Here is a 23,580-nt window from a genome sequence, read left to right as displayed (position 1 = left end):
TCGCAAAGCACGACCTTTATGAAGTTCCTGCTGCACAAGGGCCTGGGATATTCCTCGATCCATCGGATCGGTGACTACCTGCGCAGCCATGGAGCGGGTCGTCACTGGATCGAGCGATATCACGGCGACGTCTTTCTGGTCGTATTGGACGAAGTCGACGAGGCGATCCTTGGAAAGGAATTCTCCGAACTTCTTGATGCGGTCAACGAGACGGAGGGAGACGGGACACGAGGTCGATGAGTGAAAAAATCTTCAATGACAGAGTAAAATTGAAACGGGCATATGAGAGTCCCGCTGCCGACGACGGCAAGCGAGTGTTGGTTGACCGGCTTTGGCCGCGCGGGGTCAGGAAGACCGAAGCCGCCATCGACTGTTGGATGAAGCAACTCGCGCCAAGCACCGAGCTTCGGCAATGGTTCGGACACGATCCAGCCCGTTGGGAGGAATTCCGCCGGCGATATGCGGCGGAAATCCATGAGCATCGCGATGAACTGGAACAGCTGCGCGACCTGATACGGCAGGGCACCGTTACACTCGTCTACTCGGCTCATGACGAGGCCCACAACGACGCCGTTGTCCTTAGAGAGATTTTGCTGAGACACCGATAGTGACGGGGCGCTCCTCCATTGCCATTGGGCGTGCGATCGCGGCCACGACAACAAACTCTCCGGGAACCAAAGCAGAAAACACCCATCCAATGATCGATGGGCGTTCACCTTAGAGGAGAAGACGATGAAATTCTTCGTCGATACCGCCGATATATCCGAAATTCGTGAGCTTGCCGCCGCTGGCGTTCTCGACGGGGTGACCACAAACCCGTCGCTTGTAGCAAAGACCGGACGACCCATCAGGGATGTGATCAAGGAGATTTGCCAGACGATCGAGGGTCCGGTTTCAGCGGAAGTCACCGCGACCAATTTCGACGGCATGGTCGCCGAAGGAGAGCGTTTGGCCGGCATTGCCGCCAATGTAGCCGTCAAGGTGCCATCGACCTGGGATGGGTTCAGGGCTTGCCGGGCGCTTAGTCAACTCGGCCACAAGGTCAATGTCACCCTGTGCTTTTCAGCCAACCAGGCATTGCTCGCCGCCAAGGCAGGCGCGACCTTCATTTCGCCGTTTGTCGGCAGGCTTGATGACCTTGGGCTCGACGGCATGGAGGTGATCCGGGAAATCCGCAAGATCTACGACAACGACAAATCCTTCACGACGGAGATCCTGGCGTCTTCAATTCGCACCCCTCTCCATGTCAAACAGGCGGCGATCGCCGGCGCCGATATCGCGACCGTACCACCTGCGGTGCTCAGAAACCTCGCCAAACACCCACTCACCGACAAGGGCCTGGCGTCCTTTCTCGCCGACTGGGGTAAGACGGGGCAAGTAATCCTGTAATTCCCTGCCCGGGATCACGCGAGAGCAATCATAAATAATGCACACAACTGTCGATTAAATTCGTTTGCATGATAGCAGAGATGGCGAGAAACTACGGACAACAGACGTCCAATCGGCATCGAGTCCATGGCTGCACGTTTAGCACAAGCGGTGCCGAGAGCCTGAAGACGCACAATCAGGTGAAGGTATTCAGAGGCTGGCGGGCCTGAGTTCCCGCTTCTCGTCGGTATAGGCGATTTCAACACCTGATCGCCAAAGGAGAAGAAAATGCCTGAAGGCCATAACAAACCGAACGGGCCGGATCTGGTCCAGGGGATCGCGTTGTCCGATCTTCCCGATGGCGCAAAGCTTGTCGGCCATTGCGGCGATGAGCAGGTGCTGCTTGTGCGCCGCGGGGCGGAGGTCTTCGCCGTCGGGGCGACCTGCACGCATTACGGCGGGCCGCTCGTCGAGGGTCTTGTGGTGGAGGATACCGTCCGGTGTCCTTGGCATCATGCGTGCTTCGATTTGCGCACAGGCGAGGCTTTGCGCGCCCCCGCCTTCAATCCACTCGCCTGCTGGTCGGTGGAACAACGCGATGATCGGATATTCGTCGGCGAGAAAATCAAACGGATGGTTCCGAAACCGCGTTCTGGAGGCTCCAGCCAAGTCCCCGAGAAGATCGTCATTGTCGGCGGAGGCGCCGCGGGTTTCGCAGCGGCCGACATGCTGCGGCGCGAGCAGTTCCAGGGCAGCATCGTGATGATTAGCGAGGACCAATCGGCGCCCGTCGACCGGCCGAACCTCTCCAAAGACTACCTCGCGGGAAAATCGCCGGAGGACTGGATTCCGCTCCGCGGGGAGAAATTCTATTCAAAAAACAACATCGACCTGCGTCTCGACACGAAGGCCGTTGATATCGACCTGCGTTCCCTCGAGGTCGTCCTCGCTGATGAAAGAAGGGTTCCTTACCACAGGCTGCTGCTTGCGACCGGCGCCGAACCCGTCCGCCTGACCATCCCCGGCGCCGACTTGCCGCACGTTCACACGCTGCGCTCGTTCGCAGACTGCAAGGCGATCATCGAGCATGCCGCGACTGCCCGTCGCGCGGTCGTGCTTGGCGCCAGTTTCATTGGCCTGGAAGTTGCCGCGGCTCTGCGCGCGCGCGCGATCGAAGTTCATGTCGTGGCGCCGGAAAAACGACCCATGGAGCGCGTCCTCGGCCCGCAAATGGGCGACTTCATCCGCGCCCTGCATGAAGAGCATGGCGTCGTATTCCATCTCGAGAATACAGCGAGCAGCATCGACGCCAAGAAGGTAAATCTCAGCAGTGGCGGCTCATTGGCGGCAGATTTCGTCGTCGTCGGCATCGGCGTGCGGCCGCGGATCAGACTTGCCGAAACGGCGGGGCTGGTCGTTGATCACGGCGTTGTTGTGGACGCCTTTCTGGAAACGAGCGAGCCAGGGGTATTCGCGGCCGGCGATATTGCGCGATGGCGCGATCCCCACAGCGGTGAGACAATTCGGGTCGAGCATTGGGTGGTTGCAGAGAGGCAGGGACGAACCGCGGCCCTCAACATGCTCGGCCAACGCGACAAATTCAACGGCGTGCCGTTCTTCTGGAGTCAGCATTACGATGTTCCCATCAACTATGTCGGTCATGCGGAGCGATGGGACGAGATCGCGGTCGATGGGAATATCGCCTCCAGGGATTGCCTGCTGCGCTTCAAGCGCGAAGGACGCACGCTGGCTGTCGCTTCGATCTTCCGCGACATCGAAAGTCTGGAGGCCGAGGTGGAAATGGAGCACCAGATGGCGACCTAGCAGAGCGCTCTCGGGCACCGCAGTTCGAAGAAGAGCGCAATCAGAAATGGCTGAGCGGAATGCCGTCATGATCGAAAGGAGTTCGAATTATGTCCACAGTGCAACAGGAACTTAGCACCACTAACGGTATGAGCACGGTCGCGCCCGCGCAACATTATTCAACGTTCGTCAAAATCATCAAGACGGTCGGCAAGGAAGCGTCCAACATGACGCCGACCTCGGTTGAAATCTTCTCGAACGGCAGCCAGTGGTACTGTCAGGTCCGTCGCGGTAACAAAACGACCAAGCCGATGGGCCCCTATTCCAAACTACAGGCTGAGCGAATCCAGGATGCCCGGCGAATGCTGATCGCAAAAAGAGGCACAGCTAATCTCGTGTTTGAGTAGGGCGAGGAGCTTTGACGGGCGGCGCCAGGCGACGAGCTGCTTCGTTGCGATGATCGGTGCGACGACGGCTCCCAGCGCAGGACGCCTTTCTAACGCCTGATACCAGTTGTCGCGGCGCATTTTCGCGGCACGTCGCCGTTCGTCCTTGGCCGAGGCTCATTACCCAATCCCGGAAGGAAGTCCAATGGCCTACAAGTCAATCGTTCTCAATCTCGACATCGATGGTATGGTTGCTCCTGTCATCAAGCTCGGTGTCGATCTGGCTCGGCGGTTCGATGCGCGTCTGATCGGCCTTTCGGCTGCCGATGTTCCCCCACCCATCGTAATGGAAGGAGGCGTCGCATTCGACGGTGAGAACATGCTGCGCCAGCGGAAGAACATCGAGCGGCGACTCGAGGATCTCCGCGCGGAATTCGAAGGTCTTGCTGGCGCGACGGTTGAGACGGAATGGCGCGGGACGGTGGGCAATCCGACCCGCTTGCTGATCGACTCGGCGCGTGTGGCCGATCTCATTGTCACAGCGTCGCCCGAAGGTGCCTCTTCTGGCAACATTCATCGTTCCACCGACCTGGGCAATCTAATCCTTCAGGCAGGACGACCTGTATTTGTCGCCTCCACCAACCAGGAAAATATCCGGATCAACAAGGTTCTTGTCGGGTGGAAGGACACCCGTGAAGCTAGGCGTGCGGTTGCTGATGCCATGCCGTTTCTGCAAATGGCCAAGGAGGTTCGTATAACCACGATCGACGATGACGCGACCGATGAAACCTCGAATAGCCTGGACGATGTTGTCGCCTTCCTTTCTTTTCACGGCGTAAAGGCGAAGGCGGAAGTGTTTCCGGAGAAATCCGATGGCGGAACGATCGCCGATGTGGCCGACGCAATGCGTGCGGATCTGGTCATATCCGGCGCCTACGGTCATAGCAGGTTCAGGGAGTGGATCTTCGGCGGGGCTACCCGCTCGCTGCTTGAAAATGATCGGCTGAACCGGGTGATGTCGAATTGATCACGTTGCTCGAACGATCGATACGCTCGGTCAAGCTGAATAACGTGACAAGGACTTTGCCCGCTGTAGGATTTTCGTCGTGCCGTCCCCCGAGCCAGTTGCATGTCCACGGTGTCGGCCTGAGTAAGGAGGCCCTTCATGAACTCCGATACACCTGATACTGACCGTCCGGACTTCGGCAAAGGCATCCCTCTGAGCCAACTCGCAGATGGCGCCATGCTCTCCGGCTATGTCGGCAACGAGCCTGTCTTGCTGGCACGTCGGGGCGAGGAAATATTCGCCGTTGGATCGGTCTGTACACACTACGGCGCACCTTTGGCCGATGGCTCCTCGTGGAGGATAATGTGCGTTGCCCTTTGGCATCACGCCTGTTTGAGTCTGCGCAAGGGGGGAAGCGGTCCGCGCCCCTGCCCTATCATCAATCCCCTGCTATGATGTCGAGCAAACTGACGCGTACATAAGGGTTCGGGTGCGGCGCCAGCCTAGGCGATGGGCAAGAACGGGTGACTGCCAAGCCTCAGCCAAATGCGCCAAAATTGACCCTACCCAGGCGGAGCACCGAGAAATGACGGAACACAAGAAGGCACCACGACGCCGACCCGCGACCGTCTCGATGACGAAAACATTTGAAGTCGGGGATCGGGTGAGTTGGAACTCGGAGGCAGGTCGCGTCCACGGAACGATCATTCGGATTCATACCCAAGATATAGACTATAAAGGCCACACGCATCACGCGAGCCCGCAGTCTCCTCAATACGAGATCAAGAGCAGCAAGACCGACCACGTGGCCCTGCACCGCGGCCAGGTGCTGACCCGATTAAGCGACTGACGGGAGCAACGCGTGGACGGGTCTCCCTGAACACGGACAGAACTTTCGGACGATCCGGTGCCGAGTCCACCGCACGCTTATCATGCCGCCGGCTCGTGAGGAGCAGCCGCGCTGCCCAGGACAGCAGAAACCCGGGTGCGCAGGTGAGGCACCAATTCGTTCTCGAACCACGGGTTGCGACGCAGCCAGGCTGTACTGCGCCACGAGGGATGGGGCAGCGGGATGACTGCCGGACCATAGGTGCGCCACGCGGCAACGGTCGCGGTCATCGACCTCCCCGAGGCGTGTTGCAGCGCCCACCGTTGAGCGTAACCGCCGACCAGGAGCGTCAGTTCCACTCTAGGCAAGCACGCCAGAAGCGACCGTCGCCAGAGAGCGGCACACCGGGACGGTGGCGGGTGGTCGCCCCCTTTGGGATTGGTCCCAGGAAAGCAGAACGCCATCGGAGCCACGCCAATTCGCGAATCCCCATAGAAGACGCTGCGATCCAGCCCAAGCCACGCGCGCAAGCGGTCACCTGAGGGGTCGTCGAACGGCAATCCGCACTCATGCACCCGTCGTCCTGGGGCTTGGCCACAGATCAAGAGCCGGGTCTCGGAAGTGACCTGCACCACCGGGCGCGGTTCATGGCTGAATTCCCCAGCACAGGCGCGACAGGCACGAACGCTCGAAAGCAACACGTCAAGTTGCGGCGCTTCCGACCTAGCGCGTGTTTCGGGGCTCCCCAGGCCGGGCCTAGTTGCAGCAACCTCTACCAAATCGTTCTAAACCTGTTGGTGTCTTACCCTACGATCAGTTTAACGACTGACCATTGAATGTGGGAACCAGGGTAAGATGAGACCAGCCGCCACTGGCGCAGCGCGACCGTTCGCCGCGGTGAGGCAAAGCCCCGACACCAGATTGGGCTGCGTCGACTGTTTGGTCGACATGTCCCGCCTAGCTGTGGCCGCGTCAACCTCGCCGAACAACGGTTTCCGAAGCCAGATCTGGACGGCATCTATCCGACAAATGATTTCGATTGACCTTTTAACGCAGTTTTCATGTTATGATCGCCATGGACATCGAGCTCGCTCGCACTTTTATCGAAATCGTTTCGACAGGGAGTTTCATTCGGGCCTCTGAGCGCTTGAACGTCGCCCAGACGACCGTAAGCGCACGAATCCGTAACCTCGAGCAGCAACTGGGTCGCCAGCTTTTCGTCCGCCACAAGGGCGGCGCTTCGCTCACTCCCGCCGGCGAGCAGTTCCTGCGCCACGCCCCGATGTTCGTCCAGTTGTGGCAACGCACCCTTCACCAGGTTGCCGTGCCCTCGGGACGCCGAGCTGTTCTGACGGTCGGCAGCGAAGTCAGCCTTGCCCAACCCCTTCTGCTCGACTGGGTCCGATGGATGCGTCAATCCCTTCCGGATATCGCGCTTCGTGTGCACGTCGATGTGCCGCAGGACTTGATCAAACAAGTCGCATCCGGGCTCGTCGACGTGGCGATCATGTACGCGCCCCAGCATCGACCCGGCCTGAAAATCGATCTGCTTCTGGAAGAAAAACTCGTGTTTGCGACCACCAATTCCGAAGCGCGCCTCCTGGATGGGTCTGATTATGTCTATATGGATTGGGGTCCGGACTTTGGACATCACCACGGGATGAGTTTCCCAACTGCTGCGCCCGATCTTACTTTCGATCTCGGCCCGCTCGCATTGAACTATGTTCTTGCGGCGGGTGGCTCTGGATATTTCAGGATGAGCTCTGTGCAGCCTCACGTAGTGGCCGGCCGGCTGCACCTTGTGCCCGAAATGCCGCAGTTCTCCTATCCGGTTTACGCGGTGCAATCCGCAAATGCGGATGAGAGCGTAGTAGGTCCTGCCCTGACAGGATTGCATTCCGTTGCAAGAGCCGACAAATAATAGGAGCTCTTTTTGGGCGTCTAAGTGTCCGCTTGGATTGACGGGAACAGGAGATCCACTGTTGTCCCAATCCCTGGTTCACTCCTTATCCGGATCCGACCATTAACCGCCTGCGCCAATGCCTTTACTTGCAACATCCCTATCCCGGTGCCCTTCTCACCCTTTGTGGTGAAGAAAGGATCGAACACCTTCCGCAAAACTTCCGGAGCCATGCCGCAACCATGGTCTTTGACGCGAACGCGTGCGTAGGTACCCGGCCCGGGTGGGTCAGGTGTCATGGTGGTCTGCACGAATCGCTCAGTGATGACGTGAATCTCCCCGCCACCTGGCATCGCATCTCGCGCGTTTATGACGAGATTAAGCACTGCAGCGTCGAACAGCGCTGGGTCGATCAAGCAGTCCGGGACGTCGGAACCAAGCTCCAGCTTGACGCGGACATCGGGACCGGCGCCATACCTTAAGAGGGGCGCGAAAGACTTGAGGAACTCATTCAAATTGCCAGCATGGGCATCGAGTTCCTGATGCTTTGCGAAGGCGAGTAGCTGTGACGTTAGCTCGATCCCTCGATCGATCCCTTCCCGCGCTGCGGCAATGTAGGCACGCACGCTTTCGGGTGCGTCAGCTCTCCGCTCCGCGAGCCCGAGCCCGGATTGGATTACTGCCAGGAGATTTCTGAAATCATGGGCAATACCGCCTGTCATTTCGCCCAGCGCAGCAAGCCGGTGCGTCGCACGTTCGCGTTGCTCGACTGCAGTTCGGAGATAGAGAGTCGTGTCCGGCATCGGAGTGCGCGCGTCGCGTTCGGCCCGAGATGGTCGTTGAGTTTCACACGGAAACACACAGCCTGTCATAGAAGTCGCCCCTAAAGGTCACTGACGACACCCGAGCAACCCGCGCTCCCATCAATATCGTCGTATTCTGTCTCATTTGTTGCTGAGGGCCGTACCTTTCATGAGCATGATCTAAGCACGCCGGACGACCCTTTTCGTCATAATGTCTTCGACAGTCGGGAATGCCTTGAGGGTCTCCTCCGGTAGGTCGCCATTTGCTCCGACCATTTCAGACCAGCCGTGTACCTCTGGTTCGCCGACGATGATGCGGCCGACCATCCCGGCATGCTCATGCGGGACACAATAATAATCGTACACCCCCTGCTCGGTGAAGGTAACCGAAAAGCTTTCCTTGGGCAGGAGGTAGTCGGAATCCCATGGTTTTGCCGCCTTGGGCATGCGAAGCGGTCGCTCGAAGTTTGCCGGGTGGTAGGCTGTGGTTGTGTGCGAATTGCCAGGATTGAGATTGGTCCAGCGGACCGTCTGACCCGGTTTGATCAGAATGCCAATCGGATCGAACCAGACTTGTGAACCGTCGCCGCGCCCTCGCATCTTGATTTTGACCACCTCGCCGGCCCATACCGACAGAGAAGGCAGGGAAAGGGCGGCGGCGAGACCGCCGCCCGCGCCCAATATCTCACGGCGCGTGAGTGTCATTTGGCGACCCGCGCCTCGTCTGCGGCTGGGACATGCCACAGCACAATGTGGACATGCGGCTCTTCGACGCCTGGATGACCGGCATTGTAGTAGACGTCGACATGGTCGACATTGCCGCCGGGCGCGGCGAGGTTGTCAAAGCGTTTGTCCGGATTGAGATCTTTGATCGGCAGCATATAGATGGTGCTGACAATTTTGCCGTCGTGATCATAGGCAAGGAACGGACCGGCCGGCAGTGTCGCCGGATCGACAAAAAGTTGACCCATGCCAGGTAGGAAGTCGGGCAGCTTCACAAGCTTGCTGACCTGTTGGTAAGGCGCTGCTGGCGGGGATTTGGTGACCTCAGACGCCGCCATGGCGCAAAGCGAGCTGGCCATTGTCACGACAAGTGCGAGGGCGAGCTTCTTCATAGGTTATCTCCTTGTTGAATTCAAAAGTCACGATGCCGACAATTTAGGAGACCGGTACACGAAATCGTTGTTTAGCTTGTTGATACCGCCTGTCGCGCCCTGCCAGTAAGTAGGAGGCCCCTATTTTCGTCAAACGAAATTAGCTGGCATTTCAGTGCAGTAATTCTGCTTGCGCCGCCCGCACTGTTTGCTTGATTTCCGGAAATCCTTCACTACCTGTGAATTGCCATGGATATCTTCAGCCTCCATTTCCGGCGAGAGCCAATCCACCTCAAAATGGGCTCTTAACCCGGACGCGAGAAGGCACTGCCTTCGCGGCCGGGACAGCCAGGATTCCACTTCATCCGAAAGTGAACAGAGCCCTGCTTAAGCAGTGCGACTGATCACTGCGCGTTTGGAACGACACGAAGATTGACGCTCATGATCTCCCCCATCCTGTCAGAAGAAGACATCTCGCTTGACCTTGTGACAAAGGGAAAGCAATCAGCCTTGTCAAAAATCGCGATTAGGATTGCGCGAAGAACTGGGATTGACCAGCAGGTGGTTCTGCGTGGTCTTTTCGACCGCGAGCATCTCGGCTCGACCGGCATCGGCCGTGGCGTCGCGATCCCGCACGCTCTACTCAGCACAATCTATTCGCCGGTCGCGTCTTTGACACGCTTGGCCCAGCCCATTGATTTCGAGGGCCCAGACGACGATCGTGTAGATCTCATTTACACCGTGCTCTGGCCGCGTTCTGCCACTTCCGCCTTTCTCCCTGCCCTTTCGCAAATGTGCCGGCTGTTTCGGGCATCTCAGGTTCGGGAACATCTCCGGCAGGCACGGTCATCTGATGAGGTGTTGGCGATCCTCGAAACTGAATCGCATCAGGAATTCCCTCCCAATTTGCATACTTCCCGTGTCGGACCTTACACCGCAATGTCTAGGCAGTTCAGCAACGCCTAGGTCCCCAGGCCACGTTGGGGCGGACCTTGGGAGGTTTCGCAAAGATAGATTGACAATCTATGTTTTATGGCGATCATCATGGGCGAGCCAAGGCTTGAACCCGCTTGGATGGGACAGAGGAAGCCAGGAGCAAACAGATGAGCCAGAATGATCAGAGCAGGAGGACGATCGTCGTCGACGGCGTCCCATTGCCAGAGTTGCTTGATGAGACAACGATCCGCGAGGTGGTCCACGGTTTTTACGGCGAAATTCGACATGATGACCTTCTCGGCCCCATTTTCCACGATCGGATCGAGCCAGACAGTTGGCCACAGCATCTAGCGAAGATGTGTGACTTCTGGTCTGCGACGTTGCTTCGGACGTCCCGATATGAGGGGCGGCCACTGCCGCCACACCTGGCTATAGCCGGCCTCGGCGAGACGCATTTCCGTCGCTGGTTAAAGTTGTTTCGCAAAACGGTTCGCCGCATTTGCCCGCCCGAGGTGGCAGCGCTCTTTATGGACCGAGCGCTTCGTATCGCGCACAGTTTCCGTTTAGCGATTGCCTTCAACCGCGGTGAGACCACGATTGGCCTCGCACCTATTGTCGAGAAGGACCTTTGATGCAGACTGGTTGGTAAGGATTCTCGCGCCAACAGCAGGAGAGATGCATGCGGCTGACTGCCTTCTCAGACTACGCGTTGCGAATGCTGATGTACGCCGCCTCCGCCGGTGACCGGCTGGTCACGATCGAGGAAGCTGCGCGCACCTTCAACATATCGAAGACGCACCTGAACAAGGTCGCCAATACCCTCACCCGCAGCGGCTATCTGAAAGCCATCCGTGGCCGTTCCGGCGGGCTTGTTCTCGGACAGCGGCCCGAGATGATCCGGATCGGCGACGTCGTGCGGTTGACGGAGCCGGATTTCGCACTGGTTGAATGTTTCGCGACTGATGGAAACCAATGTGTACTAACTGCCTCTTGCAAGCTTTCAGGGATGTTTGGTGAAGCGATTGCCTCGTTCCAGAGCACCCTGGACCGCTATACGCTGGCCGACATCATGCTGGCGCCGAAGGACTTCCTTGGCAGCCCGAAAAGACCCGCTGGCAACGGTGCGGCGCACAACGTCTCATGATTATTTCGTTACGTGCCCGTTTTGCTCCGATGGAGACGCCCATGCCTGACTCAAAGATGAAGGAAAAGCCGTTACCGAGAGAGATCGATTCCGGTATCGACCCCGACAACAGCCTGCTGCCAATGCTTCTTGGCGGGCTTGTGTTGATAGTCCTCGGCGCGATTGTCGTCATGATGTTTGTCTAGTTGGCGACGCATGACGCTGTGTTAGAACATCGTTCAGCAGCATTCGTGCAGTCAAGCGCCCGCGTGACGCCAATGTAGGGCGCGGGCACTCTCGTGATGTCGCCGCTGGGGACATGTTGTCGCAGAACAGAGTCCACTTGAGCCTGGTGTCCGCCGAAGACAATCGCGTATTAGGCGACAATATGGCGCCAGGTTTGCGACGGCGGTACGTGGCCGGACTGTGTACGCCATCGGTGTCGGTGTCTAAGTACAATCAGGTCCGAGACTCCTCAGTTCGATGAAGTGAGTTCGTGAGCTAAAAAAGGCCGGACTGATAAGCCCGGCCAGGTTTGAAGGTAAATACCTCCTGAGGGGAACGCGTCGACGAATGGGGAGAAACGCTCGACGCAACACCTATGTGGGACGCGTAGCTTATCTTACAACGACAGGGTGATGGGCCACAATCGCTGCTCCGTCGAGCCAGGGACGCAAAGCTCGCCTTCATTTGTCGAGCAGGTGGATACCCGCGCACCACCCAGAAGAACTTTGGAATAAATGGCACTAGTTGATCTTTTTTTGAGCCCTATAAACTGCGCAAGAGATCAACATAGAAACTGCAGATATTTAATCATAAAATTCATTTGCTTCACGAAGGACTTGAGCTTTAGCCTAACCTCGATCGTTGTGAGGCGATCGCAAATCAGTTAGGAGAAAACGATCGTGAGCATCAAAATACTTTGCATGGGAGCGGCGGCTCTCACAACTGTAGCTGGCGTAGCATTTGCGGGTGCGCTTGACGAACCGGCAAAAATGGCGCCCTTTCACACCGACTCCACCATGAAGACCTTGAAATCGCAAGCCGACTTCAGGAGCGCGTGGATGGCGATGAACGACGAGGACCGAGCCGGGATGATGAAGGAGTGTGGCGACGAAGCCATAGCCAAAAATCACGACAATTTCTGCAAGATGACCAAGCAACTTGGCGGCGCCAACTGAATGGGGCTTTTTGCGAATCAAAATGGCAGGCACAATTACCTGCCATTTTACGACGGACGCGGCTCCGCCGACCCCAGGGGGGCATTTTAGGACGGTCCCGCCTGGCATACCTCCCGAAGGCTGAAAGTAGCGGACGCGACCGATATTCAGACAGCCCGGCTTTCGCGGGACGGTGATGCGTGATGATGAAACTCCGTGTTGTGACGTGCGTTGTGAGCTGTGCGCGTCAGAGGCTTTCCCATGTATGAAGCGTGGTTTTCCAAACCTGTAGCCGTTGCCACCGGCATCAGCGGCGACATCCGAAACCTTACCAACGCTCGTGAGGCTTTTGACTTGCTCAACGACAAGTGGCGCAACGAAGGAAGCGCCAAGCATCGATCTACACTACGAGCATGCCAGCAGGCGTTGAATGGCAACGTTCCGGCTGACATCGCCAGAGACGCTTTTATTGAAGCAGCGCGGGAAGCGCGCATGTTGGTCGGGTGAGTTGCGGTGACAAGAGCTTGCCCCGCGGTTCAGCGCCCATGAACGCGTCGACCTGCTTACATACTCAGAATGAAAAACGGAAAGCCGGCGGTGAGCTTCTGTGCTTCGGCTGGCGCTCGGAAAACTGAAGCAAGCAAGCCGGCACCGTTCCGTTAGAATGCATCTCGCGTCGCCTTCAGCCCAAACAAACCTATGAGGAGGACGCCGAGTGAGTATCTTCGGAATAAGCGTGGACTGAGTCTGGGCGGCAACGGCGCTTTCCGATCTATCGATCTTCGCAAAGGCCTGCAACGTGGGTTGGCGCCTTCCGGACTCCGGCAATGCGGCGGCGGTAGAGCAAATGGCATTCGTCAAGTCAGCCATCGACCAAGCTACGTCAGCGGGCAGTTTCCAACATCATTCGGCAGCTTCGACCGATCTCGATGCCGGCACGATCCGCGCGGCACAATATTTGAACTCGGGGATCTTGCCGTAAGGATCGAGCATAGGATTGGTAAGCATGTTGGCCGGGCTCTCGTTAAAGCAGAACGGCATGAACACCATGCCATCGGCGACCTCTCGATCGGCCCGCAGAATGGCTTCGACGACGCCGCGCCGCGTTTCTACGTTTATCACGTCCCCCTGCGCAAGGCCGCGGCGCCTGATCTCGTAGGGATTCATCGCAGCAATGCCGTAGGGCTCGATCGCGTTGAGCACCCCGGCGCGGCGTGTCATGGCGCCCGTGTGCCAGTGCTCCAGCAAGCGCCCGGTGGTTAGCACCAGAGGATATTCGTCGTCGGGCACCTCGTCGGGGGGCAGGAGGTCGGCGGGCACGATGCGCCCGCGGCCATCCGCGGTCGGGAACCCGGTGGTGAAGACGATCTCGTTGCCAGGAACATCAGGACCATCGGCAGGATAGACGACGGACTCCTCGCGTTCGATGCGCTCCCAGGAAATATGCTTCAGCGACGGCATTACTTGCGCCATTTCGCCGAAGACATCCGAAACGTGTTTGTAGTTCCAGTCCAGCCCCATGCGTCTGGCAAGCTCGATGATGAGATCGAGATCCTGCCGCGCCTCGCCGGGCAGGTTGACGGCGGGTCGGCCGATCTGCACCTGCCTGTTTGTGTTGGTGTAGGTGCCGAGTTTCTCCGCATGCGCGGAGGCCGGGAGCACCACGTCGGCGTGCCATGCGGTTTCGGTCAGGAAGATGTCCTGAACTACCAGATGCTCAAGCTTGGCGAGTGCGGCGCGCGCATGGCTCTGGTCGGGATCGGACATGGCCGGGTTCTCGCCCATAATGTACATGCCCCGGATCTCGCCGTCATGGATCGCGTCGACGATCTCGACGACGGTCAAGCCGCGTTTGGGGTCGAGCGCCTGGCCCCAGAAATTCTCGTACTGGCCGCGGATATCGGCATTCTCCACCGATTTGTAGTCGGGGAAATACATCGGGATGAGGCCCGCGTCCGAGGCGCCCTGGACGTTGTTCTGGCCGCGCAGCGGATGGAGCCCTGTGCCGGCGCGCCCGACATGGCCGGTGATCAGCGCCAGCGCGATCAGGCAGCGCGAATTGTCCGTTCCGTGGGTGTGCTGCGAAATGCCCATGCCCCAAAAGATCATCGAACGCTCCGCCTTGGCATAGGTGCGTGCCACATCGCGCAGCACACCGGCCTCGATGCCGCAGACGGGAGCCATCGCCTCGGGCGAGAAATCCTTCACCTTTGCCTTCAATGCCTCGAAGCCGGAGACGTTGGCCTGGATGTACTGCTGGTCATAGAGCCTCTCGTCGATGATGACGTGCAGCAGCGCGTTCAGCATCGCCACGTCGCTGCCTGGCTTGAAGCGGAGGCTGTAGGTCGCGTGGCGCATCAGTTCCTGGCCGCGCGGGTCTATCACGATCAGCTTGGTGCCGCGCTTTGCCGCTTGCTTAAAATAAGTCGCCGCCACTGGATGATTTGTCGCCGGCCGCGCGCCGATGATGATCACGCATTCGGCCTTCATGGCATCCATGAAAGGCGCCGAGACCGCGCCAGAGCCAACGCCCTCCATCAGAGCGGCCACCGATGAGGCATGGCAGAGCCGGGTGCAATGGTCGACATTGTTGGTCCCGAATGCCTGCCGAACGAATTTCTGGAAGAGATAGGCCTCCTCGTTCGAGCCCTTGGCGGAGCCGAAGCCGGCCAGTGCGTTGCCGCCATGGTCGTCGCGAATGCGCTTCAGCCCGCTGGCAGCGCGCTCCAGCGCTTCTTCCCAGGTGGCCTCGCGGAACACGGTGAGCGGGTCGACATCGCGCAGATCGATGTCGCCGGCTTTCGGCGCATCGTCGCGGCGGATCAGCGGCTTCGTCAGCCGTTCGGGCGACATCACATAGTCGAAGCCAAAGCGGCCCTTGACGCAGAGCCGGTTCTCGTTCGCCGGACCATTGCGGCCGTCGACCTGGACGATTTTATTGTCCTTGACGGCGACGCGCGTCTGGCAGCCGACGCCGCAAAACGGGCAGACCGTGTCGACAAGCTTGTCGAACGCTTGGACGACACGGGTCTTGCCGGTTTCGTCCATCAGCGATTTCTCGTAGAGCGCACCAGTCGGGCAAGCCTGGACGCATTCGCCGCAGCTGACGCAGGTCGACAGGCCCATGGGGTCGTGCATATCGAAGACAGGAACCGAGTGATTTCCGCGCTCGGCCATGCCGATCACGTCGTTGACCTGCACCTCGCGGCAGGCGCGCACGCAAGCGCCGCAGGTGATGCAGGCGTCGAGATTGACGGCAATGGCCGGATTGGTGATGTCGAATTCTGGCGCTAGCCCCTCCTCGGTGAACTTGGAACGGTATCGGCTGCCCGAAATTCCCATCGAACCGGCCCATTGCCAGAACGCAGACAGGTTGTCTGGACCGTCGCTCGCCGATCGCATGTTGCTTGCGAGGAGCTCGAATACCATCTCGCGTGATTTGCGGGCGCGTTCGGTATCGGTTTTCACGACCATGCCGGCAGAAGGCTGGCGAACGCAGGAGGCAGCCAGCACGCGCTCGCCTTCGATGTCGACCATGCAGGCGCGGCAATTGCCGTCGGGACGATAACCCGGCATGTCGACATGGCACAGATGCGGAATTTTTGTACCCTGGCGCTTGGCGACATCCCAGATAGTCTCGCCAGGGGTGGCGCTTACGGTTTGCCCATCGAGGGTGAATACCGTGCTCTCGGCCATCAGAGGTCACTCCGGAAATGCGTCAGCAAATGATTGACCGGATTGGGCGCTGCCTGGCCCAGGCCGCAGATCGACGAATCGCGCATGACCATTTCGAGGTCGCGAATCTTGTCTTCCGGCATCAGACCCTGCTCCTGCAAGAGAGCCACCAACTTTTCGGTCCCGTCGCGACAAGGCGTACACTTCCCGCAGCTCTCATGCTTGAAGAATTTCATCAGATTGAGCGTGACCTGCTTTATATTGTCGGCCCGCGAGAACACGACGATAGCATGGGAGCCGACGAAGGCGCCCTGCTTGGCCAGATCGCCGCCGAAATCGAGCGGAATGTCGCCCAGTGTCGCTGGCAGGATACCGCCTGAGGCGCCGCCCGGCAAATAGGCCTTGAACTCATGACCGTCCGCCATGCCGCCGCAATAGTCGTTGATCAATTCGCGTACCGTTACGCCGGCCGGCGCCAGCTTGACGCCGGGATTTTTCACGCGGCCGGAAACGGACCATGAGCGGATGCCGGGGTGGCCGGGCTTGCCCTGCGTAGCGAACCATTGCGCGCCCTTTTCGACGATGTCGCGGATCCACCAGAGCGTCTCGACATTGTGGTTGAGCGTCGGTCGTCCGAACAGGCCGACCTCGGCGATGTAGGGGGGGCGGTGGCGCGGCATGCCGCGCTTGCCCTCGATGCTTTCCAGCATCGCACTCTCCTCGCCGCAGATATACGCACCAGCGCCGCGGCGGAGTTCGATGAACCCCGGCTTGACGATGCCGGTAGCTTCGAGTGCGGCGATCTCCTGACGAAGAATGGCGAGCACCGCAGGGTATTCGTCACGCATGTAAAGATAGATCCGTTCCGCCTCGACCGCGTGCGCTGCAATCAATGCACCCTCAAAGGCACGGTGCGGATCTTGCTCGAGATAGATGCGGTCCTTGAAGGTGCCGGGCTCGCCCTCGTCGCCATTGATCGACATCAGGCGCGGGCCCGGATAGGAGCGCACGATCTGCCACTTCTTGCCGGCAGGGAAACCAGCACCGCCCAGGCCCCTCAAGCCCGCATCGCCCAGGGTGGCGATGAGCTGGTCTGTGTTCAGCGTCCCAATCCGTACCTGCTGCAAAAGCTGGTAGCCTCCTGCCTGGCGATACGCCTCCAGTCCCACATAATCGGGTATGCTTACATCGGTCTCCGCTGCCGCGGCCATGCGCAGCAGGGCCTCGGCAGTTGCCTGGTCGACCTCGCGATTACCGATACGTGCGGCCGGCGCGCCAGCGCAGCGGCCCATGCAGGGCGCGCGCATGACCCTGATCGCCGGATCGGCGCCCGCTTGCAATTCGGCCAGGAGCGTCTCGGCGCCTGCCAGCATGCAACTCACTGAATCGCACACACGGATTGTCAGCGGCGCCGGCGGCATCTCGCCTTCCTTCACGACGTCGAAATGGTCGTAGAACGTCGCCACCTCGTAGACCTCTGCCTGCGACAAACGCATATCTTGTGCCAGCGCCCGCAAATGCCGCGCTGACAGGCAGCCATATCGGTCCTGGATAAGGTGGAGGAATTCAATCAGCAAGTCGCGCCGTCGCTGGCGCGCGCCAAGCAGCGCCTGGACCTCGGCGAGCGCGGCGTCATCCAGCGGCCTGCCCTTTGGTCCGCGATCACGCCGCCGCTGTTCCTGCATCGTCATGTGCTCGCCTCCCGCGTGCCCCTTACCTCGTAACGATATCCGGCGGACCATGATGTCGACTATGAGGCACGATATGTTCCCTGCACGACCAAGGCTGGGCGTTGCCAGGTCATATCGTGGAACCGCGGGAGATGTGGTGCAACCCTTCAGATCGTCGCAGCTTGCGCTTTTTCGATCACGAACACGATCCGATCGTCGTCGCGTTCCGTCGATTCAAGGCGTTCTCCCATTTCAGTGAGAAGATTTGGTATGTCGATGACCGCCAGTGGGTCCGTGCAGTGAACCTCGAGCCGATCGCCTGGCCTCAAGGCTTTCAGCGCCTTACGCGTCTTCAGTGCGGGCAAGGGGCATTTAAGCCCGGTCAGATCCAGCTTCGTCGTGGTCATCATGGCCAGCATGATGCCCGACGGGGCGTGGCATCGTCAATTGGAGCGTTGGGGTCTTGGCTCCTGCTTCTGGCGCGGCCGGACGGCTGTCACAGAAGACTGGAATAGGCGAGGAAGTTGACCGTGTGGCCCGGCTCGACATGGACTATCTCCTCACCCAGTTCGACGAGACCGTCCGTGGCGACCAGAGATGAAAGCAGTCCGGCGCCTTCTCGGGGGAACTTCGTCGCCTCGTAGGAACCATCCGCGGTCGCGTGCACGTTTGCTCGTACATACTCGCGCCGTCCCTGCTTCTTGCTGTAAGAAAAGCCGGCCCGCACAGCGATCGGGATCGGCGGTTGCTGCCGCGCCCCGACGAGGGCGAGGATCGCAGGGCGGGCAATATGGGCGAAGGTGACGAAGCTTGCCACCGGATTGCCAGGAAGTCCGATCAGCGGGATTCCATCGATCACGCCCATGGCGACGGGCCGGCCCGGCTTGATCGCGACGCGCCAGAACACCAAGGTTCCGGCGCTCTCGACAGCGGCCTTCACGCAGTCGGCCTCGCCCGTCGACACACCGCCCGAAGTCAGGATCAGGTCATGGCTCGATGCCGCTTCGCGCAGCTTTTCGGCAATCAGGCGGCTGTCATCCATCAGGATACCGAGATCGGTGACGTCGCAGCAGAGCCGAGCGAGCATTGCCGTAAGCATGAAGCGGTTCGAGTCGAAAAGCTGCGCTGGTCCGCGCAGGTCTCCAGGCGCAACGATTTCGTCCCCGGTCGAGAACACTGCGACACGTATCCTGCGCTTGACCTGGAGTTCGATGAATCCCAATGCGGCGGCCAGCGCGACATCTTGCGGCCGCAGCCGGTGGCCGGCTGGGAGGACGCCTTCACCCAGTGCGACATCCTCACCCATAGGACGGACATTGGCACCCGTTTTCAAGCCGGGCGGGAGAATGACCCGGCCAGATCCGTCCACGCTCACATCTTCCTGCATGAACACTGTATCGGCCCCCTTGGGCATTGGAGCGCCAGTGAAAATGCGCATCGTTTGGCCGGGCAGCACAGGTTCATCCGGCGCCATGCCGGCCTGAACCCTCCCGGCAACGGCGAACGCCGTTTTGACGGTTTGCGGCAGGTCGGCCCCTCGCACGGCATACCCATCGACCGCGGAATTTGTGAAGGGTGGCAGCGGCAGCGGTGCGACCATCTTCCTCGCCAGGAAGCGTCCATCCGCCAGCACGAGCGAGACCGCCTCGACCTCCTGCACAGCACTCAGTTTCGAGGCGATGAGCGCGGCGGTCTCGTCGATGGGCCGCATCGGTCCGCCGAAAGCGAAGCAGTCATCCGAGATTTGCGCCATTTATGTTCCAATTGCACGAGGGTGCCGCCTTGGCAGCAATCGCATCAATCCGAGCTTTTTTTAATTAGCTTCGGTTGAACACCTGTAAGATACATCAGGCCAGAGCAGTGGCGAGCCAGAATACGACGTCAGGAGACTGCCATGCATTTGATGAGACGCCAACCCGAACACGCCATCATCACACCCGACCCGCAAGACCGACGGCTGACCGAGTTGGTCGCGGGCGTCGACCATACAGGCGCGACGGTGGAGGTCCGCGTACCGATAGAACGTGCCCTGACGCTCTATCTCAACGCGCAGGAGATCGTCACCATGATGACGGTCAACGATTACCCTGAATATCTTGCGCTTGGCTATCTGCTGAACCAGAACATGCTTCTGCCTGACGACGTGGTGACGGATGTCGAGTATGACGAAGACCTGCAGGTCGTGGTCGTTCGCACCGAGCGCAACACCGACTACGAGCAGAAGCTCAGAAAGCGGACGCAGACCTCGGGTTGCGCCCAAGGCACTGCGTTCGGCGACGTGTTGGAGGCGATCGAGGACATCACACTTCCGCCCGCTGAGCTTCGCACCTCCTGGCTCTACGAGCTGACGCGCAAGATCAACACCACGCCGTCGCTCTATCTGGAAGCAGGCGCGATTCATGGCTGCGTCCTTTGCAGGGAGGGCACGCCAATCTGCTATATGGAGGACGTCGGGCGCCATAACGCCGTCGACAAGATCGCTGGCTGGATGTACCGCCACACCGTCGATCCGGCAGACAAGATCATCTACACGACCGGGCGGCTGACCTCCGAGATGACGATCAAGACGGTACGGATGGGCATTCCGATATTGATCTCGCGCTCCGGCTTCACAGCCTGGGGCGTGGCGCTGGCCCGCCAGGTGGGGCTGACGCTGGTCGGCCGGGCGCGCGGCAAGCGCTTCACCGTGCTTTCGGGCCAGGAGCGGATCGTCTTCGACCAGGACCTCGCTTCGGTCGGTGAGGAAGCGCCGCGCCACCGCCGCAAGGGTGCCGAGCATGACGACTGAGGGAACCGTAACGCTGGGCGTGGTGCTCGCCGGCGGTCTGGGTCGGCGCATGGGCGGCGGAGACAAGCCGACGCGTGTGATCGGCGGACGAACGATGCTTGAGCATGTCATCGAACGGCTAGCGCCGCAATGCGACGGGCTCGTTCTTAACGCCAATGGCGACCCCGCTCGCTTCGCCCGCTTTGGCCTGCCCGTTGCCGCCGACACGATCGAGAGCTATCCGGGACCTCTTGCCGGCATACTCGCCGCACTCGATTGGACGGCGGGGAACAGGCCGGGTGTAGAATGGGTGGTCAGCGCTGCCGGCGATTGTCCCTTCCTGCCGAGCGACCTCGTTGCACGCCTCCAGCAGGCGCGCATCACAGAGAAAGCAGACTTGGCGGTGGCGGCATCCGGCGGCCAGGCGCATCCGGTCATCGGGCTCTGGAAAGTCGCGCTGCGGGATGAATTGCGGCATGCGTTGACCAACGAGGGTCTCCGCAAGATTGACCGGTGGACCGCCCGCCAGCGCCTTGCCACCGTATCCTGGCCCGTCGAGCCGGTGGACCCGTTCTTCAACGCCAACACGGTCGAGGATCTTGCCGAAGCTGAGCGCCTGGCCGCGTTGCTTTCTGCTAACCCGGCCGGCTGAACCCAGCGCGCTCCAGGCCCAGAAGGACCTCGTCGGTCCGGAGAGCCTCGAGGAATGCGTGCACCGAAGGCCGTTCCTTTCGCGCAGAGATCATTGCGAAGTCGTAGTGCTCTTCGGTCAGCACGATAAAACCGAGCCCCGCCGCACGCGCGACGGGCGCGATGGTGACACCCCAGTCGGCGCGCTCTTGCGCCACCGCCGCGGCGACGGCATTGTGCGAGCGCGGCTGATTCCAGTAGCCGTCCGGGCGTTCCACGCCGAGGAGCTGGTCGATCAGGATGCGCGTTCCCGAGCCTTGGTTGCGGTTGACCATCATGCAATCGCGGTCGGCGAGCGCCGCACGGACCGCCTCCTCCGCGCCGAGGCCCTCGAAACGCTCGTCCCCTTGGCGGAATACCAAACCTTGCATGCGCCGCCAGCCTGGCACGAGTTCGAGACCGTCACCGAGGAAAGGCGCGTTGTAAATCCGCGTCTTCGGGTCGAAGAGATGGATGGGGGCGAGATCGCACTCGCCGCGCTTGGCCGCTGCAAGACCGCCCAGGCTTCCCACAGGCAGCGAGCGCACTGAAATCCCGCGGCGCGAAAGTTCGCCAACGACCAGATCGAGGCCGACGCAATGACTGCCGATGACGACGAGGTCGGGAACGCGGACCCGCGGCGTGAACAGCGTCACCGCCACGTCGGCACCGGCAGGCACGTGATCGGCGAGTGCCTCGATGCGGATGAAGCCGTCCGCCTGGGTAAAGGATGTTATCGCTCCCGAGCCCTTGCCGGTCGGATAGGCCGTCAATCCTCCCTGCCCTTGCACAAGGGAAACCATGGCGAATTCGGTCCGCCCGAGTTCGGAAGGAATCCGCAACGGAAGGCTTGCGGTGACCTGAGTATCGACGCGCGGCGGCAGCCCCGCCATGCGCCGCAGGGCGGGTACCACCATGTCATGGAAGGTGAACATGGCCGAGGTCGGAAATCCCGGCAGGATGATGACCGGCTTGCCCTCGCACACAGCCAGGCAAAGTGGCTTTCCGGGTTTCAGTGCCACGCCGTGGGCGATGATACCGGGCTTGCCCAGTCGGCCGATAATGCGATGCGTGACATCCCCTGCCCCTTTGGACGTGCCGCCCGACAGGATCAGCACGTCGTGGGCGGCGAGCGCCTCGCGCATAGCCTTCTCAAGTTTCGCCTCGTCGTCGGGAAAGGCGCCGAGAAAATGCGCCTCGCCGCCATTTTCAGTGACAGCCGCAGCGATGATCGGGCCGTTGGCATCATAGATGCCGGCCGGTCGCAACGGCTCGCCCGGCTGAACGAGTTCATCGCCCGTGGAGATCACGGCCACGCGTGGCCTGCGAGCCACTGTCAGCTGTGCGATTCCGCAGGCAGCGAGCATGCCGATCTCGCGCGAGCCGATTTCGGTTCCGGCACGCAGCAAGACTTCTCCTCGCGCCATGTCCGATCCCGCGTTGGAGATAAACTGGCCGGGCGAGATGCTGCGGGCCACCTCAATGGCACTCAACCCGGCGGGATGGGTGTGCTCCACCATGACGATCGCGTCCGCGCCGCGGGGCAGCGGTCCGCCGGTTGCGATGGACGTGGCGGTGCCGGTCAGAACGGGCAACTGCGGAACCGTGCCGCAGGCAATCGCTTCCGCATTGAGCGCAAGCCGAACGGGACGCGGTTCAGAGGCGACGGCGAGGTCGGCTGCACGCACCGCGAAGCCGTCGACATTTGAGCGGTCGAACGGCGGCACGTCGACCGGCGCTGCGACGTCCTCGGCAAGAACCAGCCCCAGCGCGTTGGCCAGCGTCCGCTTCTCGGTCGGTAGTGGGCGGGGAAACAGCTCGGCCTCGAAGCGCGCCAGTGCAGCTTCGCGCGATAGTATGGTCAGGAACTGCTCCTGGCCGCTGTTCTGCTGGGCCGATGTTGGAGAATGCGTCATGGCGGAACACCGATCAAAAGTTGCGGAGCGGAACGGCGGCGACAGGCGTGCCGGCGGCATACCCCTCGCTATCGTCAGGAACTGCAAGCCAGGCGTCGGCAAGACGCATGGCGTCCAGCGAAAAGTCGCCGACAGCGAGCGGTGTCCACACATCCCGCTCCTTTGCGAGCAGAACGATCTCGCAAAGCCCGACCGCGGATGAAATTTTCCGCGAGAGTGGCAAGATAATGCCGGACCGTTCAGATCTGCCCGACAGGCGGTCCAAGACTGGCTGGACGAGTGCAAGGAACCCCGCGAAAGCCTGTTGCGGCGATCCGGCCAATGCGACGATCGGTGTCTTGCCGAGCCGCCCTATCGCCGTTGTCCCCCCGGGCCGCAGAGCAATGCCATGCGCGAGCAGAACCCGGCGCCGCGCGAGAGCCTCGGCGGTCACATCGGCGCAGCCATCGCCAGTACCGCCGATCAGGAGCAGCAA

Annotated in this window: 26 protein-coding genes; 16 read left to right on the top strand and 10 right to left on the bottom strand. The window is 60.4% G+C overall.

Annotated features, from left to right (window positions below):
• Positions 1-18: 18 nt before the first annotated feature.
• From EN990_RS08670 to EN990_RS08635, 7 genes are all read left to right on the top strand, one after another.
• Positions 19-240: a hypothetical protein gene (locus EN990_RS08670; RefSeq protein WP_127369254.1), complete on the top strand. Its 222-nt coding sequence runs from the start codon at positions 19-21 to the stop codon at positions 238-240.
• Positions 237-608 (top strand): DUF488 domain-containing protein, encoded by a 372-nt coding sequence (locus EN990_RS08665; protein ID WP_127369255.1) that lies wholly within the window; start codon positions 237-239, stop codon positions 606-608. The genes EN990_RS08670 and EN990_RS08665 overlap by 4 nt, the downstream gene beginning before the upstream one ends.
• Positions 609-732: 124 nt before the next feature.
• Positions 733-1,389, top strand: a complete 657-nt coding sequence (gene fsa, locus EN990_RS08660) for a fructose-6-phosphate aldolase (protein WP_064994263.1) — start codon at positions 733-735, stop codon at positions 1,387-1,389.
• Between the two features lie 267 nt (positions 1,390-1,656).
• Entirely contained in the window at positions 1,657-3,192 is a 1,536-nt protein-coding gene (locus EN990_RS08655; protein WP_127388281.1) for an FAD-dependent oxidoreductase, read from the top strand.
• An 89-nt stretch (positions 3,193-3,281) separates the two neighbouring features.
• Positions 3,282-3,578, top strand: coding sequence for a hypothetical protein (locus EN990_RS08650; RefSeq protein ID WP_064994261.1), 297 nt, complete (start codon positions 3,282-3,284; stop codon positions 3,576-3,578).
• Positions 3,579-3,762: 184 nt separating this feature from the next.
• Positions 3,763-4,584, top strand: a complete 822-nt coding sequence (locus EN990_RS08645) for a universal stress protein (RefSeq protein ID WP_127369643.1) — start codon at positions 3,763-3,765, stop codon at positions 4,582-4,584.
• Between the two features lie 613 nt (positions 4,585-5,197).
• Entirely contained in the window at positions 5,198-5,413 is a 216-nt protein-coding gene (locus EN990_RS08635) for a DUF2945 domain-containing protein (RefSeq protein WP_064994287.1), read from the top strand.
• Positions 5,414-5,493: 80 nt separating this feature from the next.
• Here the strand turns inward: EN990_RS08635 and EN990_RS08630 are convergent, their stop codons facing one another.
• Complete coding sequence (locus tag EN990_RS08630) at positions 5,494-6,024, bottom strand: uracil-DNA glycosylase family protein (RefSeq protein ID WP_280953819.1); 531 nt, start codon at positions 6,022-6,024, stop codon at positions 5,494-5,496.
• Positions 6,025-6,458: 434 nt separating this feature from the next.
• Between EN990_RS08630 and EN990_RS08625 the strand changes: the two genes are divergently transcribed.
• Entirely contained in the window at positions 6,459-7,313 is an 855-nt protein-coding gene (locus tag EN990_RS08625) for a LysR family transcriptional regulator (protein WP_245321858.1), read from the top strand.
• Between the two features lie 20 nt (positions 7,314-7,333).
• On the opposite strand, the gene EN990_RS08620 is transcribed toward EN990_RS08625, so the two are convergent.
• The 3 genes from EN990_RS08620 to EN990_RS08610 all read right to left on the bottom strand — a co-directional run bounded on the left by EN990_RS08620 (position 7,334) and on the right by EN990_RS08610 (position 9,210).
• On the bottom strand, positions 7,334-8,095 hold the full coding sequence (locus EN990_RS08620) for an ATP-binding protein (RefSeq protein WP_127370081.1): 762 nt from the start codon (positions 8,093-8,095) through the stop codon (positions 7,334-7,336).
• A gap of 180 nt (positions 8,096-8,275) precedes the next feature.
• Entirely contained in the window at positions 8,276-8,800 is a 525-nt protein-coding gene (locus EN990_RS08615; RefSeq protein WP_164766098.1) for a plastocyanin/azurin family copper-binding protein, read from the bottom strand.
• On the bottom strand, positions 8,797-9,210 hold the full coding sequence (locus tag EN990_RS08610; protein ID WP_064994258.1) for a DUF5602 domain-containing protein: 414 nt from the start codon (positions 9,208-9,210) through the stop codon (positions 8,797-8,799). The genes EN990_RS08615 and EN990_RS08610 overlap by 4 nt, the downstream gene beginning before the upstream one ends.
• Positions 9,211-9,630: 420 nt before the next feature.
• Here EN990_RS08610 and EN990_RS08605 point away from each other — a divergent pair, with 420 nt between their 5' ends.
• From EN990_RS08605 to EN990_RS08585, 6 genes are all read left to right on the top strand, one after another.
• Positions 9,631-10,155, top strand: a complete 525-nt coding sequence (locus EN990_RS08605; RefSeq protein ID WP_064994257.1) for a PTS sugar transporter subunit IIA — start codon at positions 9,631-9,633, stop codon at positions 10,153-10,155.
• A gap of 137 nt (positions 10,156-10,292) precedes the next feature.
• Positions 10,293-10,757: a group III truncated hemoglobin gene (locus EN990_RS08600; RefSeq protein WP_127365598.1), complete on the top strand. Its 465-nt coding sequence runs from the start codon at positions 10,293-10,295 to the stop codon at positions 10,755-10,757.
• Positions 10,758-10,804: 47 nt separating this feature from the next.
• Complete coding sequence (locus EN990_RS08595) at positions 10,805-11,269, top strand: Rrf2 family transcriptional regulator (protein WP_064994256.1); 465 nt, start codon at positions 10,805-10,807, stop codon at positions 11,267-11,269.
• 41 nt (positions 11,270-11,310) lie between these two features.
• A complete protein-coding gene (locus EN990_RS35460; RefSeq protein ID WP_164753852.1) occupies positions 11,311-11,454 on the top strand; it encodes a hypothetical protein in 144 nt (47 codons plus the stop codon).
• A gap of 699 nt (positions 11,455-12,153) precedes the next feature.
• Positions 12,154-12,429, top strand: coding sequence for a hypothetical protein (locus EN990_RS08590; RefSeq protein ID WP_127368544.1), 276 nt, complete (start codon positions 12,154-12,156; stop codon positions 12,427-12,429).
• Between the two features lie 240 nt (positions 12,430-12,669).
• Positions 12,670-12,915 (top strand): DUF982 domain-containing protein, encoded by a 246-nt coding sequence (locus tag EN990_RS08585; RefSeq protein ID WP_127368545.1) that lies wholly within the window; start codon positions 12,670-12,672, stop codon positions 12,913-12,915.
• Positions 12,916-13,311: 396 nt separating this feature from the next.
• On the opposite strand, the gene fdhF is transcribed toward EN990_RS08585, so the two are convergent.
• The 4 genes from fdhF to glp all read right to left on the bottom strand — a co-directional run bounded on the left by fdhF (position 13,312) and on the right by glp (position 19,506).
• Entirely contained in the window at positions 13,312-16,104 is a 2,793-nt protein-coding gene (gene fdhF, locus EN990_RS08580) for a formate dehydrogenase subunit alpha (RefSeq protein WP_127368546.1), read from the bottom strand.
• A complete protein-coding gene (locus EN990_RS08575) occupies positions 16,104-17,774 on the bottom strand; it encodes an NAD(P)H-dependent oxidoreductase subunit E (RefSeq protein WP_127365595.1) in 1,671 nt (556 codons plus the stop codon). The genes fdhF and EN990_RS08575 overlap by 1 nt, the downstream gene beginning before the upstream one ends.
• Positions 17,775-17,920: 146 nt before the next feature.
• Positions 17,921-18,160, bottom strand: coding sequence for a sulfurtransferase TusA family protein (locus tag EN990_RS08570; RefSeq protein ID WP_064994283.1), 240 nt, complete (start codon positions 18,158-18,160; stop codon positions 17,921-17,923).
• Between the two features lie 89 nt (positions 18,161-18,249).
• Positions 18,250-19,506 (bottom strand): gephyrin-like molybdotransferase Glp, encoded by a 1,257-nt coding sequence (gene glp / locus EN990_RS08565; protein ID WP_127368547.1) that lies wholly within the window; start codon positions 19,504-19,506, stop codon positions 18,250-18,252.
• 141 nt (positions 19,507-19,647) lie between these two features.
• Between glp and EN990_RS08560 the strand changes: the two genes are divergently transcribed.
• On the top strand, positions 19,648-20,541 hold the full coding sequence (locus EN990_RS08560) for a formate dehydrogenase accessory sulfurtransferase FdhD (protein ID WP_064994250.1): 894 nt from the start codon (positions 19,648-19,650) through the stop codon (positions 20,539-20,541).
• Positions 20,531-21,172: a molybdenum cofactor guanylyltransferase MobA gene (gene mobA, locus EN990_RS08555; RefSeq protein ID WP_164753851.1), complete on the top strand. Its 642-nt coding sequence runs from the start codon at positions 20,531-20,533 to the stop codon at positions 21,170-21,172. The genes EN990_RS08560 and mobA overlap by 11 nt, the downstream gene beginning before the upstream one ends.
• On the opposite strand, the gene EN990_RS08550 is transcribed toward mobA, so the two are convergent.
• The gene (locus tag EN990_RS08550) at positions 21,156-23,105 is read right to left on the bottom strand and encodes a molybdopterin biosynthesis protein (protein ID WP_127371677.1); all 1,950 of its coding nucleotides are present in this window, start codon (positions 23,103-23,105) and stop codon (positions 21,156-21,158) included. The genes mobA and EN990_RS08550 overlap by 17 nt on opposite strands.
• A 13-nt stretch (positions 23,106-23,118) precedes the next feature.
• Positions 23,119-23,580: molybdopterin-binding protein (locus EN990_RS08545; protein ID WP_245469174.1), on the bottom strand; the 462-nt coding region annotated here is incomplete at its 5' end.

It is taken from the genome of Mesorhizobium sp. M7A.F.Ca.US.005.03.1.1 (genome assembly GCF_003997975.1).
GTDB classification, from domain to species: domain Bacteria; phylum Pseudomonadota; class Alphaproteobacteria; order Rhizobiales; family Rhizobiaceae; genus Mesorhizobium; species Mesorhizobium ciceri.
The sequence above is the reverse complement of the archived record's forward strand: the minus strand, read 5'-3'. Positions and strand labels throughout refer to the sequence as shown.